Source organism: Myxococcus sp. RHSTA-1-4 (genome assembly GCF_020037125.1).
Taxonomy (GTDB): domain Bacteria; phylum Myxococcota; class Myxococcia; order Myxococcales; family Myxococcaceae; genus Myxococcus.
Map to the genome: position 1 here is coordinate 1 of NZ_JAIQDG010000035.1, position 14,019 is coordinate 14,019.

The following is a 14,019-nucleotide window of genomic DNA, read 5'->3' on the forward strand; positions in this document are numbered from 1 at the left end:
TCATGGGTAGGCAAGCGCATCACGCCCTTGCCTACGCCTCAAGTAGGTTCTTGCCGTTACTCCAACACGCTCCTAGTGAACGCCACGTTCGCCGCCGCCCCCGCCATATCGGCCGTGCCCGCGTTGATGATGAGCTTGGTGAGGGCGGCGCTCAGGTAGTGGCAACCTGCGGCTCCCAGCATCCCTCCGAACCAGGTGGGCAGGCCGCACTCCTCCGCGATGAAGCGGCCGAGGTGTCCTCCCACCCGCCCGACGATGACCCCTGCGATAAGACCGGCCGGCTCCGCGACGACCATCGAATATGGCATGTCCGTGTCCAGGTCCCTCTCCAGTCCTGGCCCCCCTTCTGGTGATTCCAGAAGCCAGAACCTGCCCCCCGAGGCCTTTATTCATGCGGACATGAGGCCCGATTCGTTACACAGCCTTCGAGCTTTCTGATGAGGAATGGCCATGGGCACCACGGCAAGCCTTGAACTCGCAATGCACGCGTCCGAGGAGGGGCGCTATCAGGAGGCCGTCTCCCTCTTCGAGCAGGCTGCCGAGGAACTCCGGCAGACAGAAGATGTGTTCGGGATGTGCTACGCCGCCATGGAGGGAGCGGCGGCGCTCCAGGAGCTTGGGCGCTCGGACGAGGCACGTGAGCGGCTGCTCCAGTTGCGCCCGGAACTGGAACGGATTGCGCCGCTGGACAGCCGGTGCATTGGCTATCTGCGGTGCGCCGAGCTGCTCGATGATGTGCCGGACCTGAAGCTTGAGCTGTCACGGTGCGCCGCCGAGGCCGCACGAGACACCGGCCGCCGGGACCTCCGGTGTCTTGCCTGTGACCGCTACGGCACCGCGCTGGTGGATGATGACCGGCTGGCCGAAGCTGGCCCCTGGCTGGAAGCCGCCGCGGAGGAGGCGCGCGAGCTTCCGCCAGAGACCTCCACCCGCTACACGGCCTTTCTGGACTACGGGAACTGGCTCCATGAGCGCGGCGAATCGGCCGCCGCCATCCCCTGGCTCAGGAGCGTGGCGGAGAACAAGGAGCGGCTCACGTCTCCCTCCCGCCAAGTCGACGCCATGCTCACGTTCTCAGAGGCACTCCGAGCCGATGGCGACACGGCCCAGGCCCGCCATTGGGCGAGAGCTGCCGCCGAGCGGGCGGGCCAGGAGCAGGCTCCACAGCTTCGGTCCGTGCTGCGGACTCGCTGCGCCATGGCGCTCAGAGAGGCGGGGGACCGGGAGGGTGCCGTGCGCCAGTTCCGCCACGCCCTGCGCGACGCGCCGGCTGTCCCTGAGCCGAATGCGCGCTGTATCGCCTACATCGAAGGCGCGAACGGCCTGCGCACGGCTGGAGCCAACGAGGCCGCAGTGGAGGCGCTGGAAGGCGCCTGGGCATTGGAGTCCCAGATCACGGAGCCATCGGTCCGCTACCGTCTCTTCGTCAGCCGTGGGCAGTTGCTCGGCCTTACGGGGCGTCTTGCCGAGGCCCGCCCGCTACTGGAGCGCGCCGTCGTGCTGGCTGAAGCGTCCGGTGACCGCGAGAAGATGATGGACGCGCTTTCCGTCCATGCGCACCTGCTCTTCCTGCTTGGGGACATGGAGGAAGCCGCGGCCCTCTTCCACCGGGTGCTGGCACTCCTGAGCCCGGCAACGGAACCAAGGCAGTTCGCGATCATCTCCTCCTCCCTCGGCAACGTGCTTCGGGCAATGGGGGAGCGGCCCGCCGCGTACTCCCGGTTCATCCAGGCACTCGATGTGCTCCGCTCGGAAACCGAGTCCTGCCCCGAGGTGCACTGCCTCGTCGAGGCACGCCTAACTGAGGAGACCTTCCAGAATGGTGACCTGCACGCGGCCTGGAGCCATGCTTGCCGGGCACGGGACGCGCTTCTGGACAGCATTCGGGCGAATCCCCTGATGGAGGGAATCGCGGCGGAGATCGGGCGCTTCGCGGGCCTCTTCCCTCTGGCCCTCCATGCCGGGGAGGGGCTCCTCACGGCCTCTGCTTCCATCTGTGAGCGCGAGCGGCTCCTCTGGGAGATGCTGGGGTTGCTGGACTCCATCAAGTGCGTTGCCATCCGAGAGGGGCTGCGCCGCCACGCTGGCTCTTGCAAACACAACCTGATGCGCAAGGCGGAATGGCAAGCCGGGCCACCGAACTGGGAGCAGTTGTTCGAGCAGGTCCCCCAGGCGGCTCCTTCCGTCTCCAGGAGCCGCGTCCGGGGAGCGCCGCGCGGAGTCGCCTCGGCTTCCCACCGCCGCCCGATTCGGGAGCTGCCAGGTGAGGGAGTCTCGGAGCGCGACCGGTATACAGCTCCCGCCACAGTGAATGGACTGAAACGGCTCCTGGGTAGCCGGGACACCCTGCTCCTGAAGTTCTACTTCGATGGTGACGACCTCCTCGTCATTCCAGTACGCCTCGACGAGGCCGGTGCGCCACACGTCATCACCCGGGAGGGAGCGATCTTCCGCGTGCCACGCTGCCGGCCTCTACTCCTCATGCTCGTCCGCCAGCAAGTCGAGGTCATCCAATCCATCCAGGACAAGAGCGAGTTCGTGGAGCCCGGCACGCCCCCCCTCCAGGCCCACAGCCTCACCGCGCTCTCCTTCAACCTGACCAGCATCTACTCGCGAGCCTTCATCACGCTCGATGGCCCACGCCTCCTGGATTGGCTGCGGGGGAACGTGAGGCCTCTGGAGTCGTTGCACCTGGTGATTGTCCCCGATGGACCCCTCTTTGAGCTTCCCCTCCACGCGATGCCCCTGGAGAGGCCCGCCCGCCAGAGGACTCAGCGCCTCTACGAGCACTTCCGCTCCGTGCGTTATGGGCTCTCCCTACGCACGCTCGAGCTGCAGGCCGCTCAGGACGAGGGCGGTCAGGACTCCTTGCGCGGCGTTCTGGTGGCCAATGCGCGGGACGCGGCGGGAGGTCTCCTGGAGGGAGTTCACGAGGAGGCGAGGAGGCTCATCGAGGCGACAGGCCCGGCGAGCTGGTGGGTGCATGGCGAGCGGGCGCACATGAATTGCCAGGCAACTCGGGCGAACCTCCTCGCTCGTCACGGCAGCGGCAACCTCCTCTGGCTGATGGGCCACGGAGGCTCTTTCAAGGATGAGGTCGACGGGCTCCCCATCGAGGAACAGGCGCTGTACCTCCGTGACGGTGCGGTCGGTATCTCTCGCCTACTCGCGGAGCCCTATGACTTCTCGCGGATTCGCCTCCTCGTCCTGAACGCATGCTGGCTGGGCAAAATCGACCCGGCCAGCGGCTTCAGCAAGGAAATCGAGGGTTACAACGCGGTCCTGGCGCTGCGGGGGTGCCGGCGGATAACGAGTGCGCTCTGGCCGGTGGATGACGGCGGTGCGCCCCACTTCGCGAGCGTCTATCTCGGCGCACTGCTTCGACGCGTCTTCCGGTCCACCTTGCCCGAGCCTTCAGGGTTCGCACTCGCGCTCAAGGACGCGGTCAGCGGGTTCCGGCACCTGGAGCACGGCGCGTACGACCATGAATACTTCTGGGCTCCGTTCCTGATGTACGGGCTTGGATAAGCATCATTTGATGATGACCGGCTCCGATAGGAGGCGCTGAACCTCATCCGCCAGCTCCTTCACCTTCTCGCTTGAGTAGTCCGGCGGAATCTTCACCTCGACTTCGGCATCTCCTCGCTTGACCCGGACGGAGATCTGCTGCGCCTTGTGCGTCTTGCGCAGGTCGAACAGTCCCTTGATGAAGGCTGTCACCGTCACCGAGTTGAGGACGGTGAGGGCGATGATGAGGCTCAGCCCGCCATCTCGCACCCGTGGTTGGCGCAGCAGGATTCCCTGCGCTGCCCAATCGTTCCGCGTGGCCGTCTCCTCGACAGCGGCACGGAGGTCGCTTGGCGAGAGCTCCTCACTGGCGATTTCAATCTTGTACATGATGGCACCCGCTGCAGCTCACGCCCGTGCCCGTCACCTCCCACCAATCTCTGGCGGAAAGATAGGGATCCCGGCGGGGCGGCGCTGCTCGGGTCTCTGGAGCATTGCTGCTCCGCGCCACGTCTTCCCGGTGGGCGAGCTCTTGTGCCTTCGGCCCTTGACATGTAGCGAAGGCCTGCCCTCGGTATGGATTCGCGCGCCCACCCGCTCTCTCACGAACGCATGCCTCGACTTCAGGAGCTCTTCCGCTCCCCCAATCCGGCGCGGGCCTTCCGCTGGAACACGCCACCGTGGAGTCGCCGGGACTCGAGCACGACCACCGCTGGATGGCGGTCCGGCGTGATGGCTCCTTCCTCACCGGACAAGAGCAGCCCTCCCTCGTCCGCGTGCGCGCCGTCCCGGGCCCGCCGGGGCTCCACCTGTCGTCGGTGACAACCGTGGAGGTGCTCAAGTAGCGCGCCCCCTCACTTCCCCGTGAGCACCTCCGCGCGCGGCTTGCCCTCCGCCGCCGCGGGCATTCCAATCTCCATCAGCGCCGCAAGCGTGGGCGCGACGTCGACCGGGTCCATCTCCTCCATGTACGTGCCCGGCTTGATGCCCTTGCCCGCGAACACCACGGGCACCTGCGAGTCGTACGAGTACGGCGTGCCGTGGCTGGTGCCCTCCGCGTCCGTGTAGAGCAGGTGGAAGGGCTTCACCATGAACAGCACGTCCCCGCTGCGCTCCGGGTAGTAGCCCTTGCGCAGCGGCGCCAGGTGCCCCGCCACGTCCGGCGCGGTGAAGAGGTCGTCCCGCGCCACCGCCGTCAGCACCGCCGGGTGCTTCGCCAGCCACGCCGCCGCCGCGCGCCGCACCGCCGCGCCGTCCACCTTGCCGCCCTCCAGCGACTTGCCGGAGAGGTACACGTCCAGTTCCTCCAGCGTCGCCGTCACGTCGCCGCCGAACTGCCTGCGCAGCTCCTGCGTCAGCGCCTGCGCCAGCACCACCGGACTCACCCGCTGCGCCGGCAGCCCCTGGGCCGCCCACTGCTCCGGCGCCGCCGCCCCGCCATGGTCCGCCGTCAGCGCGATGACCAGGTTCGCCCGGCCTCCCGCCGCGCGCTCGGCCGCGGCGATGAGGTCCCCCAGCGCCTTGTCCAGCCGCAGCAGCGAGTCCTGCATCTCCCACGAGTAGGGGCCGAACTCATGGAACACCAGGTCCGTCCCGCTGATGCTCACCGCCAGCAGGTCCGGCACCTCGTCCTTGCCCAGCCCCTCGCCGGTGAGCGCCGCCTTCGCCGCCTCCACCAGCACGTCATGGGAGTCCGGGGACACGCCAAACGCCCGGTAGAAGACCAGCCCCGGAGACGGCAGCCCGCCGTCCAGCGGGTGTGGGAAGGTGCGGCCCAGCCCGTACGCGTCCGCCTCATGGCTGCGCTCGTCCTCGCCCACGTACTCCGCCCGTGGCCGCATCAGCTCCCACTTCTTCCCGAAGTACGACTCCGGCAGCTTCCGCGCGTTCAGCTCCTTCACCCACGCGGGGAACTCCTTGGTGTACCAGGTACCCGTCACGAACTTCCCCACGCCGTCGTCGAACCACCAGGCCTGGCCCAGCCGCCCGGCCAGGGCGATGGCCGCGCGGGACTTGAGGGACACCGCCACCGCCTTGCCGCGCTCCTGGGTCGCCACCCGGAGCCGGTCCGCCAGCGTCTCCACCATGAGGTTGGCCGGGCTGGCGTCCTGCCCCGGGGTCAGCGGCACCTCCAGCACCGGGTGGGCCGGGTCCACGTAGACGTTGACGGGCTTGCCGGTGGCGCGGTCCACCCAGCGGTTGTCCACGACTCCGTGCCGCCAGGGGTTGGCCCCGGTGGAGAGGGTGGCGTGGCCCGGCGCGGTGCGGCACTCGGCGAAGCCATAGCGGGCGTACGGGTAGAACGCCCCCGCGGTGAGCAGCTGCCCCAGGCCCCCCTGGAGCCGGGAGCGGTTGCGCAGCAGGACATCACTGCCGAGCGCGTCCACCGAGACGAGGAGCGTGAGCCGCGGAGGCCGGGCCGAGGCGGGCAGGGCGGCCAGGGCCGTCACCAGGAGGAGGGCTCGAATCATACGTATTAGAAAACTGCCCCGGTCGGATGGCGGGAAGCAACCGGCAAGCGGCACGACTGCTTGGACGCTGACGGGTGCGCTGTTACCTTCCCCGCTCTCATGGTCGAGGCCCGGCTTCGCGTCATCTACGGCGACACCGATCAGATGGGTGTCGTCTACTACGCGAACTATTTCCGCTACTTCGAGTTCGCCCGCAGCGAGTACTTCCGCGCCCGGGGCGGCAGCTATGCCGAATTGGAGCGCGCCGGCACCCAGCTGCCCGTGGCCGAGGCGAGCTGCCAGTACAAGGCGCCCGCGCGTTATGACGACCTCATCGTCGTCCGTGTCGACGTGAGCGAGTTGCGCCGCGCCTCCATCGTGTTCACCTACGAGCTTTTCCGGGAGGGCGAGCCGCGCACGCTGCTGTGCACCGGGCGTACCCTGCACGCCTGCGTGGGGCGCGACGGCAAGCCCACCCGGCTGCCGGACGCCATCCTCAAGCTGATGAAACCCTCCGAGCCCTCGCCGGGCTCCACCCCTTCCACCTGAGTCTTCACGGATACCAAGGAGCACACGACATGGATCGCAACCTGGCAATGGAGGTTGTGCGCGTCACCGAGATGGCGGCCATCGCCTCCGCGCGACTGATGGGCCGCGGCAACAAGAACGAGTCGGACCAGGCCGCCGTGGACGCCATGCGGCGCGCCTTCGACGCGCTGCAGATCGACGGCACCGTCGTCATCGGCGAGGGCGAGCGCGACGAGGCGCCCATGCTCTACATCGGTGAGAAGGTGGGCAAGCGCGGCGACAGCGCCCCCGAGGTGGACATCGCCCTGGACCCGCTGGAGGGCACCAACCTGTGCGCCTACGGCCGCCCGGGCGCCATCTCCGTGGTCGCCATGTCCAGCAAGGGCGGGCTGCTCAACGCGCCCGACACGTACATGGAGAAGCTGGCGGTGGGCCCCCGCGCCCGCGGCGCCATCGACCTGCGCAAGTCCCCCACGGAGAACCTCCGCAACATCGCGGAGAAGATGAAGGTCTACGTGGAGGACCTCACCGTCGTGGTGCTGGACCGCGAGCGGCACGCGGACCTCATCAAGGAGGTCCGCGCGGCGGGCGCCCGCATCCGCCTCATCGAGGACGGTGACGTGGCCGGCGCCATCGCCACCTGCTTCGAGGGCACCGGCGTGGACGTGCTGATGGGCATCGGCGGCGCGCCCGAGGGCGTCATCGCCGCGGCGGCCATGCGCGCCACCGGCGGCGACATGCAGGGCCGGCTCGTCCCCCGCAACCAGGGGGAGATCGACCGCGCGAAGAAGATGGGCATCACCGACATGTCCAAGATCTACACGGCGGAGGAGCTGGCGAAGGGCGAGGTGATGTTCGCCGCCTCCGGCGTCACCTCCGGCGACTTCCTCAAGGGCGTGCGCTTCTTCGGCGGCGGCTGCGAGACGCACTCGGTGGTGATGCGCAGCAAGACGGGCACCGTGCGTTTCATCCAGTCCCTGCACAAGTTCGACAAGAAGCCGGGGTACGCTTTCTAGGCCACACCTCACGCCCTGTAGTCGGAGACGGAGACACCCATGCCTGGCGCCACGCGGACCATCGTCATCAACGCTCCCGTCGAGAAGGTCTTCGACGTCATCACCCAGTACGAGCGCTACCCGGAGTTCCTCCCGGAGGTGAAGGAGATCCGCACCTCCAACCGTCAGGGCGGCCAGGTCGACGTCCACTACAAGGTCGACGTGGTGAAGACCATCCGCTACTCCATCCGCGTCAACGAGGAGCGCCCCAAGCGCATGGCCTGGTCCTTCATCGAGGGTGAGATGATGAAGGACAACAAGGGGAGCTGGGTGCTGGAGCCCGAGGGCGAGGGCAAGACGCGCGCCACCTACACCGTGGAGATGGCCCTGGGCGCCCTCGTGCCCAAGGCCATCGTCAACGCCCTCGTGGACAGCTCGCTCCCCAAGATGCTGGACGCCTTCAAGCGCCGCGCAGAAGGGGCCTGAGGCCTCCCTCCCAGGTCAGGAAGGACCCTGACGCACACCGTCAAAGCCGGCTCGAAGCAAGCAGGCAAGCAGGGCCCGGGAGCGGGGTGGATTGCCGCCCCGAATGCCCGGGGTCTGCCCGGGAGTTGGACCGCTTGCGGGCTATTTCGAGGGCATTAGAATGAACATCGTCCCGACCGGATTTCGGGCCCCATGACATCCATGCCACGGTTGCCCTGGCCTGGATGTCGGGTGGCGGACGAGCAACCGTGCGAGATGGCTGTGGCGTACCCAGTGAAGAACCGGGGTTCTTAATTTGCATCTGAGATTCGTGGACGTGGTTTTTGGGCGGGACGGCGGGCGTACATCGGGGTACGTAGGCTGAGGGAGACGGAAGACCCATGCTCGACGCCTTCATCATCGAAGAGATCAAGCGCCGTGAGCGCCGTCGCGAGGACCATGAGAGGCCCGCGGTGGAGCTGCCGCTGCCCGCTCCGGACGATCGCCCCCGGCGTCGGACGGAGACCGAGGAGGAGAAGCCTCAGCGGGGTGTGGTGGTCATCGACCTGCTGTCCTGATTCCAGCGCGCGGCCCCACGGCCGCGCCGTGTGTCACCGAGCCCGCGGCAGGTGTCCTTCCGAGGACGACCTCCGCGGGCTTCGCGCGTCCAGGGGGCCGGAGGCTCGGAGCCCGGGCCCTTCAGGCGTCATGCGGGGACGAGCGCCAGCAGGTGCCTCGGGTGGTACACGTCCCAGAGAGGGCCCTTCACCGTGGAGAGGGCCTCCAGCACGCCCTTGCGCCACTCGGCGGGCAGGGCCTCCTCGCCGTGGAAGGCACCCACCAGGGCGCCGGTGATCGCCGCGTGGGCCTCCGTGTCGCCGCCGCGGTGGATGACGTCCAGCAGCGCGGCCTCGGCGCTCGGGGCGTGGAGCAGCTCCCAGAAGGCGAGGCGGAAGGCCACGCGCACCGCGTGCTGAGGCCGGTGCAGGTGCAGCTCCGGCCCGTAGAGCTGGGGGTCCTGCTTCTGGGCCAGCTCCAAATCCTCGCGCAGGAGCCGGGCCGCCTGTGTCACCTCCTGGACGTAGTCGCTCGCGGAGCGGCCGAGCGCGGCGCCCGCCAGCAGCAGGCCGGAGTCCGCGGCGGTGAGGAGGTCCTCCTTCTTCAGCTCCGCGCCGCTGGTGACGGCGCGCGCCAGGGCGGCGTTGAAGGCCGCGCAGGCGAGCTGGCAGCGCGGGTCGAAGTGGGTGAGGGCGGAGTCCTCCAGCGAGGCCTGGGTGCGCGCGTTCGCGTCGCCCGCCAGGTAGACGCCCAGCGGCGCGGTGCGAGCCAGGCTCCCGGGGAACGCGGGCTGGCGGAAGGCACGCAGCCACACGCGCCGGCCGGCGGCCAGCGGTGGCAGCCCGGAGTTGCACTCTTCCAGGACGTCCTTCATGGGCTCGCTGACGTCGAAGGCGTGCGGCTGCCAGGCGCGGTAGCGGCGGAGCGCGTCCGCGGCGTCGTAGCGCCGCAGGTCCCTCAGGCTGTGGCCGAGGCAGCACGCGAGCTGCACCTCTTCCGTCACCTGCCCTTTACGCAGCTCATGCGGGCCGCCGCCCATCAGCTTGAGGTAGGGGCCCTCGGCCGGGGTGGGGAAGGACGGCGCCATGAAGGGCCGATGCGCGGTGGGCACGGACAGGGCGTTGCCCACGGCCAGGCCCAGCAGGGCGCCCCGGCGTCGCTGGGCAAGGAGGGGGTCGGGCCCCCGGGGGGCGGCATTGCGGCGGTTGGGCGGCATTCGGCGGGTGGACACTGTAGCAGTGTCAACGACGAGCATGCTTGCCCGCTCCCGGACCCTCCTCTAGAAACGACCGCCTATGACCGAGATTGCTCAGATTCTGGCGCGTGAAGTGCTCGACTCCCGCGGCAACCCCACCGTGGAGGCCGAGGTCCTACTGGCGGGCGGCTCCCGGGGCCGCGCGGCGGTGCCGTCCGGTGCGTCCACCGGCGAGCACGAGGCCATCGAGCTGCGTGACGGCGACAAGGGGCGCTACCTGGGCAAGGGTGTGCGCAAGGCCGTCCAGAACGTGATGGACACGCTGGCCCCGGCGCTGGTGGGCATGGACGCCGCGGACCAGTTCGCGGTGGACCAGAAGATGCTGGAGCTGGACGGCACGCCCACCAAGGGCAAGCTGGGCGCCAACGCCATCCTCGCGGTGTCCATGGCCTGCGCGCGCGCGGCGGCGGACGCGCACGGCCTGCCGCTGTACCGGTACGTGGGCGGCGCGCAGGCGCGCACCCTGCCGGTGCCGCTGATGAACATCCTCAACGGCGGCGCGCACGCGGACACCCGCGTGGACGTGCAGGAGTTCATGGTGGTGCCCGCGGGCGCCCCCAGCTTCGCGGAAGGCCTTCGCTGGGGCGCGGAGGTGTTCCACGCGCTGAAGAAGATCCTGAAGGGCCGCAAGTTGGCCACCGGCGTGGGCGACGAGGGCGGCTACGCCCCGGACCTGCCGGCCAACGAGGAGGCCCTCAAGCTCATCATGGAGGCCATTGACCAGGCGGGCTTCAAGGCCGGCGAGCAGCTGTTCCTCGCGCTGGACGTGGCCGCCAGCGAGTTCTTCGACAAGGGCTCCAAGAAGTACAAGCTCAAGGGCGAGGGCAAGGAGTACGACGCGGCCGGGATGCTCGACTACTACCGCGGCCTGTCCGAGCGCTACCCCATCATCTCCATCGAGGACGGCATGGCGGAGGATGACTGGGAGGGCTGGAAGAAGCTCACCGACGCGCTGGGCGGGAAGATGCAGCTGGTGGGCGACGACCTCTTCGTCACCAACGTGGAGCGCCTGGGCCGCGGCATCCAGGGCGGCGTGGCCAACTCCATCCTGGTGAAGGTGAACCAGATTGGCTCGCTGACGGAGACGTTCGACGCGGTGCGCATGGCGCACAAGGCGGGCTACACGTCCGTGATGAGCCACCGCTCCGGCGAGACGGAGGACACCACCATCGCCGACCTGGCCGTGGCGCTGGACTGCGGGCAGATCAAGACGGGCTCGGCGTCGCGCTCGGACCGCATCGCCAAGTACAACCAGTTGCTGCGCATCGAGCAGGAGCTGGGCGCGGCCGCCCGCTACGCCGGCAAGTCCGTGTTCCGCTCCCTGGCGCAGAAGAAGTGAGCCCGTGAGCGACTCGAAACCGCGCATCCTCGTCTCGAACGACGACGGCTACTTCTCCGAGGGCATCAAGGCCCTCGTGGAAGCGGTGAGCCCCTTGGGAGAGGTGTGGGTGGTGGCGCCCGACCGCGAGCAGAGCGCCGCCTCCCATGCCATCTCCCTGCACCGGCCGCTGCGCATCAAGCAGGTGCGCGAGCGGTGGTACTCCGTCGACGGGACGCCGGCGGACAGCGCTTATCTGGCGGTCAACCACATCCTGAAGGATGCTCGGCCCACTCTCATGGTGTCCGGCATCAACCACGGCGCGAACCTGGCGGAAGACGTCATGTACTCCGGTACGGTGGCGGCGGCGATGGAGGGGGCCCTGCTCGGGATTCCCGCCATCGCCTTCAGCCTCGTGACGCGGGGGCCGTTCGACTTCGGCCCGGCCGCCCGCTTCGCGCGCGCGCTGGTGCAGAGCGCGCTGGCCCGGCCGCTGCCGCCGAAGATGCTCCTCAACGTGAACATCCCCGGAGGCGTGGAGCCGGACGGCTACGTCGTCACGCGCCTGGGCCGGCACACCTACGGATACGAGGTGGTGGAGAAGGAAGACCCTCGCGGCCGGAAGTACTACTGGATTGGCGGCAGCGAGTACCAGCACGAGGACATCCCGGGGAGTGACTGCAACGCCGTCCACCTGGACCGGCGCATCTCCGTCACGCCCCTGCACTTCGAGCTGACGGACCACCAGCGCATCCCCGACGTCACGGGGTGGCGGCTCGACGGCTTCCAGCGGCACGAATCGGATGGTGCCTAGCGTTGAGGCCTTCCGTGTCCAGCCGAGCGGGTGGGGCGCTCCGGGTGCTGCTCGTGGCCGTGCTGTTCGCCGGCTGCGCGGGCACCCGGGCCGCCGCGCCCGGCCCGGACACGGGGCTGGAGCCCGCGGTTGACTCGAGGCCCCCCGAGAGCAGCGGGGCCTCCTCGGGCTCGGGGGCTTCGAGCTCCGGGGCTTCGCCGGGGAAGGGGAGCGCGCTGCCGTTCGCCCTGAGGTCCGCGCACCTGGAGCCGGAGTTGGTGTCGGTGCGTCACCGCGTCGCGGCGGGCGAGACGATGTACCGCATCGCGAAGACGTACGGACTCACGGTGGAGGAGCTGGGGTCCGCCAACAACATCAAGGCACCGTGGACGCTGGCGGTGGGGCAGGAGCTCATCATCCCCGGCGTGGAGCGCAACGTGCCGGAGGAGGCGCCGGAGGTGCTGGCCGAGGCGGACCCGGAGCCGGTGCGGACGTCCACCGAGTCTCCCTCCCGGCGGGGCAGTGCGCCCGTGGTGGCCCGGCGCGAGGAGCCTCCATCCCGCTCCCGGCCCGTATCGCGTCCGGGGGCGCCCCGGCCGCGCCTGGCCACGCAGGGCATGTTGGACTGGCCGCTGAAGGGCGTGCTGTACGGGCGCTTCGGGAAGAAGGGCCGCGAGCCCCATGACGGCATCGACCTGGCCGCGCCCTCGGGCACGCCCGTGAAGACGGCGCAGGAGGGCACGGTGCTCTACGCGGGCGAGCAGCGCGGGTACGGCAACATCGCCATCGTCGAGCACTCGAACCGGCTCATCACGCTGTATGCGCACAACAAGGACCTGCGCGTGCGCACGGGGCAGCGGGTGCTCCGGGGACAGGTCATCGCCACGGTGGGGGAGTCCGGCAAGACGTCCGGCCCGCACCTGCACTTCGAGGTGCGCCTGGACGGCAAGCCGGTGGACCCGCTCGACTACCTCGGGCCCATGCCTTCGTCCTGAGGTCCGGTCCGAGCGCCTGGCCGTCCCCTCGGCCCATGGCGGGCACGGAGGCGGGGCAGGGAAGCGGCCCGGCCCTCCGTCAGGAGCCGAGGTGAGGGTAGAGTGCCGCCCCGTGCCGCGCTCCCTCCCGCTGCTTGCGTCCCTCCTCGTCCTCCTGACCACGACCGCGCTCGCGCAGGCTCCCGCGCCCGAGAAGGAGTCCCTCATCGTCGCGGTGCTCACGCTGGAGTCCAACGAGCCGGCCCGTGACTCCGCGCCCGGGGTCACCTCGCTCATCGCCTCGCGCCTCGCCGAGTCCCCGCGGCTGCGCGTCCTCTCCCAGCGCGACATCGAGGCCGTGCTCGATGCCGAGCGCCAGCGGCAGCTCCTCGGCATCAAGACGTGCGACCGCGGCGCGTGCCTCCAGGAGCTCTCCTCCATCACCGGCGCCCGCTACATCATCACCGGCCGGCTGGACCGCTTCGGCGACCGGTACCTCCTCACCGCCAGCCTGGTGGACACCGTGGGTGGCCGGAGCCTCGCCAGGCCCCGGGCGGAGGCCCCCGAGGCGGACACCCTGCTGCGCACCACCGAGGCCGTCGCCGACCAGCTCCTCGCCGCGCTCGTCACGCCCGGGGAGATTCCGACGGCCCGCCCGCTGCTCGGTGGCGCGACGACGGGCGGCGGTGGCCTCACGCTGGGCCTGCGCATCAACAACAACTTCATCGACAAGCTGGCCACCCTCAACCCGGGCGCCGACCTGGAGGTGGGCTACTGGTTCCACCCGGAGTGGGTCTTCATCGCCCAGCTCGGCTTCACCTACGTGCGCTCCAACACCGAGGGCGCGAAGGGCGGGCTCAACGTCCTCCCCAGCATCGTGGGTGCCCGCCACTACCACAACGTGGAGAAGCCCCTCCGGCCCTACTGGGGCTTCGGCCTGGGCGTGCAGCTGTCCTTCGGCGACTTCGGCATCTTCCAGTCCACCGGCCCGCTGCCCACCGTCGTCGGCTTCGTCGGCCTCGAGTACCTCATCGCCGGCCACGTGGGCCTCCAGCTCGAGCTCGGCACCAACGTCGCGCAGGCCGTGCTCGGACTGGCGGACTCGCAGCTCGGCGACGGCCTCAACCTGGATGTCAACGCGGGAATCGCCTACCACTTCTGAGAGTCGGAGCCCCC

The 14,019-nt window shown here is 69.5% G+C and carries 13 protein-coding genes and 1 pseudogene; 10 read left to right on the forward strand and 4 right to left on the reverse strand.

Going from position 1 to position 14,019, the window contains the following annotated elements; genetic code table 11:
• Window positions 1-56 precede the first annotated feature (56 nt).
• Window positions 57-308, reverse strand: coding sequence for a hypothetical protein (locus K8638_RS35350; RefSeq protein WP_223759121.1), 252 nt, complete (start codon window positions 306-308; stop codon window positions 57-59).
• Window positions 309-450: 142 nt separating this feature from the next.
• Here K8638_RS35350 and K8638_RS35355 point away from each other — a divergent pair, with 142 nt between their 5' ends.
• Entirely contained in the window at window positions 451-3,528 is a 3,078-nt protein-coding gene (locus K8638_RS35355) for a CHAT domain-containing protein (RefSeq protein ID WP_223759122.1), read from the forward strand.
• A gap of 3 nt (window positions 3,529-3,531) precedes the next feature.
• Here the strand turns inward: K8638_RS35355 and K8638_RS35360 are convergent, their stop codons facing one another.
• Window positions 3,532-3,897, reverse strand: coding sequence for a hypothetical protein (locus K8638_RS35360; RefSeq protein ID WP_223759123.1), 366 nt, complete (start codon window positions 3,895-3,897; stop codon window positions 3,532-3,534).
• A gap of 272 nt (window positions 3,898-4,169) precedes the next feature.
• Between K8638_RS35360 and K8638_RS35365 the strand changes: the two are divergent.
• Window positions 4,170-4,352: pseudogene (locus tag K8638_RS35365) on the forward strand (MOSC N-terminal beta barrel domain-containing protein); the annotation flags it as partial.
• Between the two features lie 9 nt (window positions 4,353-4,361).
• Here the strand turns inward: K8638_RS35365 and K8638_RS35370 are convergent.
• Complete coding sequence (locus K8638_RS35370; RefSeq protein WP_223759124.1) at window positions 4,362-5,978, reverse strand: alkaline phosphatase family protein; 1,617 nt, start codon at window positions 5,976-5,978, stop codon at window positions 4,362-4,364.
• A 99-nt stretch (window positions 5,979-6,077) separates the two neighbouring features.
• Here K8638_RS35370 and K8638_RS35375 point away from each other — a divergent pair, with 99 nt between their 5' ends.
• The 4 genes from K8638_RS35375 to K8638_RS35390 all read left to right on the forward strand — a co-directional run bounded on the left by K8638_RS35375 (window position 6,078) and on the right by K8638_RS35390 (window position 8,523).
• Window positions 6,078-6,506 carry a thioesterase family protein gene (locus tag K8638_RS35375; protein ID WP_223759125.1) on the forward strand — a complete coding sequence of 143 codons (429 nt, stop codon included), beginning with the start codon at window positions 6,078-6,080 and terminating at the stop codon, window positions 6,504-6,506.
• 29 nt (window positions 6,507-6,535) lie between these two features.
• Window positions 6,536-7,501 (forward strand): class II fructose-bisphosphatase, encoded by a 966-nt coding sequence (gene glpX, locus K8638_RS35380; RefSeq protein WP_223759126.1) that lies wholly within the window; start codon window positions 6,536-6,538, stop codon window positions 7,499-7,501.
• 39 nt (window positions 7,502-7,540) lie between these two features.
• Complete coding sequence (locus tag K8638_RS35385; protein ID WP_223759127.1) at window positions 7,541-7,966, forward strand: type II toxin-antitoxin system RatA family toxin; 426 nt, start codon at window positions 7,541-7,543, stop codon at window positions 7,964-7,966.
• A gap of 380 nt (window positions 7,967-8,346) precedes the next feature.
• Complete coding sequence (locus K8638_RS35390; RefSeq protein ID WP_223759128.1) at window positions 8,347-8,523, forward strand: hypothetical protein; 177 nt, start codon at window positions 8,347-8,349, stop codon at window positions 8,521-8,523.
• Window positions 8,524-8,651: 128 nt separating this feature from the next.
• Here K8638_RS35390 and K8638_RS35395 read toward each other — a convergent pair whose 3' ends face one another.
• On the reverse strand, window positions 8,652-9,719 hold the full coding sequence (locus tag K8638_RS35395; RefSeq protein WP_223759202.1) for an ADP-ribosylglycohydrolase family protein: 1,068 nt from the start codon (window positions 9,717-9,719) through the stop codon (window positions 8,652-8,654).
• Between the two features lie 79 nt (window positions 9,720-9,798).
• On the opposite strand from K8638_RS35395, the gene eno reads away from it, so the two are divergent.
• The 4 genes from eno to K8638_RS35415 all read left to right on the forward strand — a co-directional run bounded on the left by eno (window position 9,799) and on the right by K8638_RS35415 (window position 14,005).
• Window positions 9,799-11,097, forward strand: coding sequence for a phosphopyruvate hydratase (gene eno / locus K8638_RS35400; protein ID WP_223759129.1), 1,299 nt, complete (start codon window positions 9,799-9,801; stop codon window positions 11,095-11,097).
• Window positions 11,098-11,101: 4 nt separating this feature from the next.
• The gene (gene surE, locus K8638_RS35405; protein ID WP_223759130.1) at window positions 11,102-11,890 is read left to right on the forward strand and encodes a 5'/3'-nucleotidase SurE; all 789 of its coding nucleotides are present in this window, start codon (window positions 11,102-11,104) and stop codon (window positions 11,888-11,890) included.
• 2 nt (window positions 11,891-11,892) lie between these two features.
• Window positions 11,893-12,864 carry a M23 family metallopeptidase gene (locus K8638_RS35410; RefSeq protein ID WP_223759131.1) on the forward strand — a complete coding sequence of 324 codons (972 nt, stop codon included), beginning with the start codon at window positions 11,893-11,895 and terminating at the stop codon, window positions 12,862-12,864.
• Window positions 12,865-12,976: 112 nt separating this feature from the next.
• A complete protein-coding gene (locus tag K8638_RS35415) occupies window positions 12,977-14,005 on the forward strand; it encodes a hypothetical protein (RefSeq protein ID WP_223759132.1) in 1,029 nt (342 codons plus the stop codon).
• Window positions 14,006-14,019 lie beyond the last annotated feature (14 nt).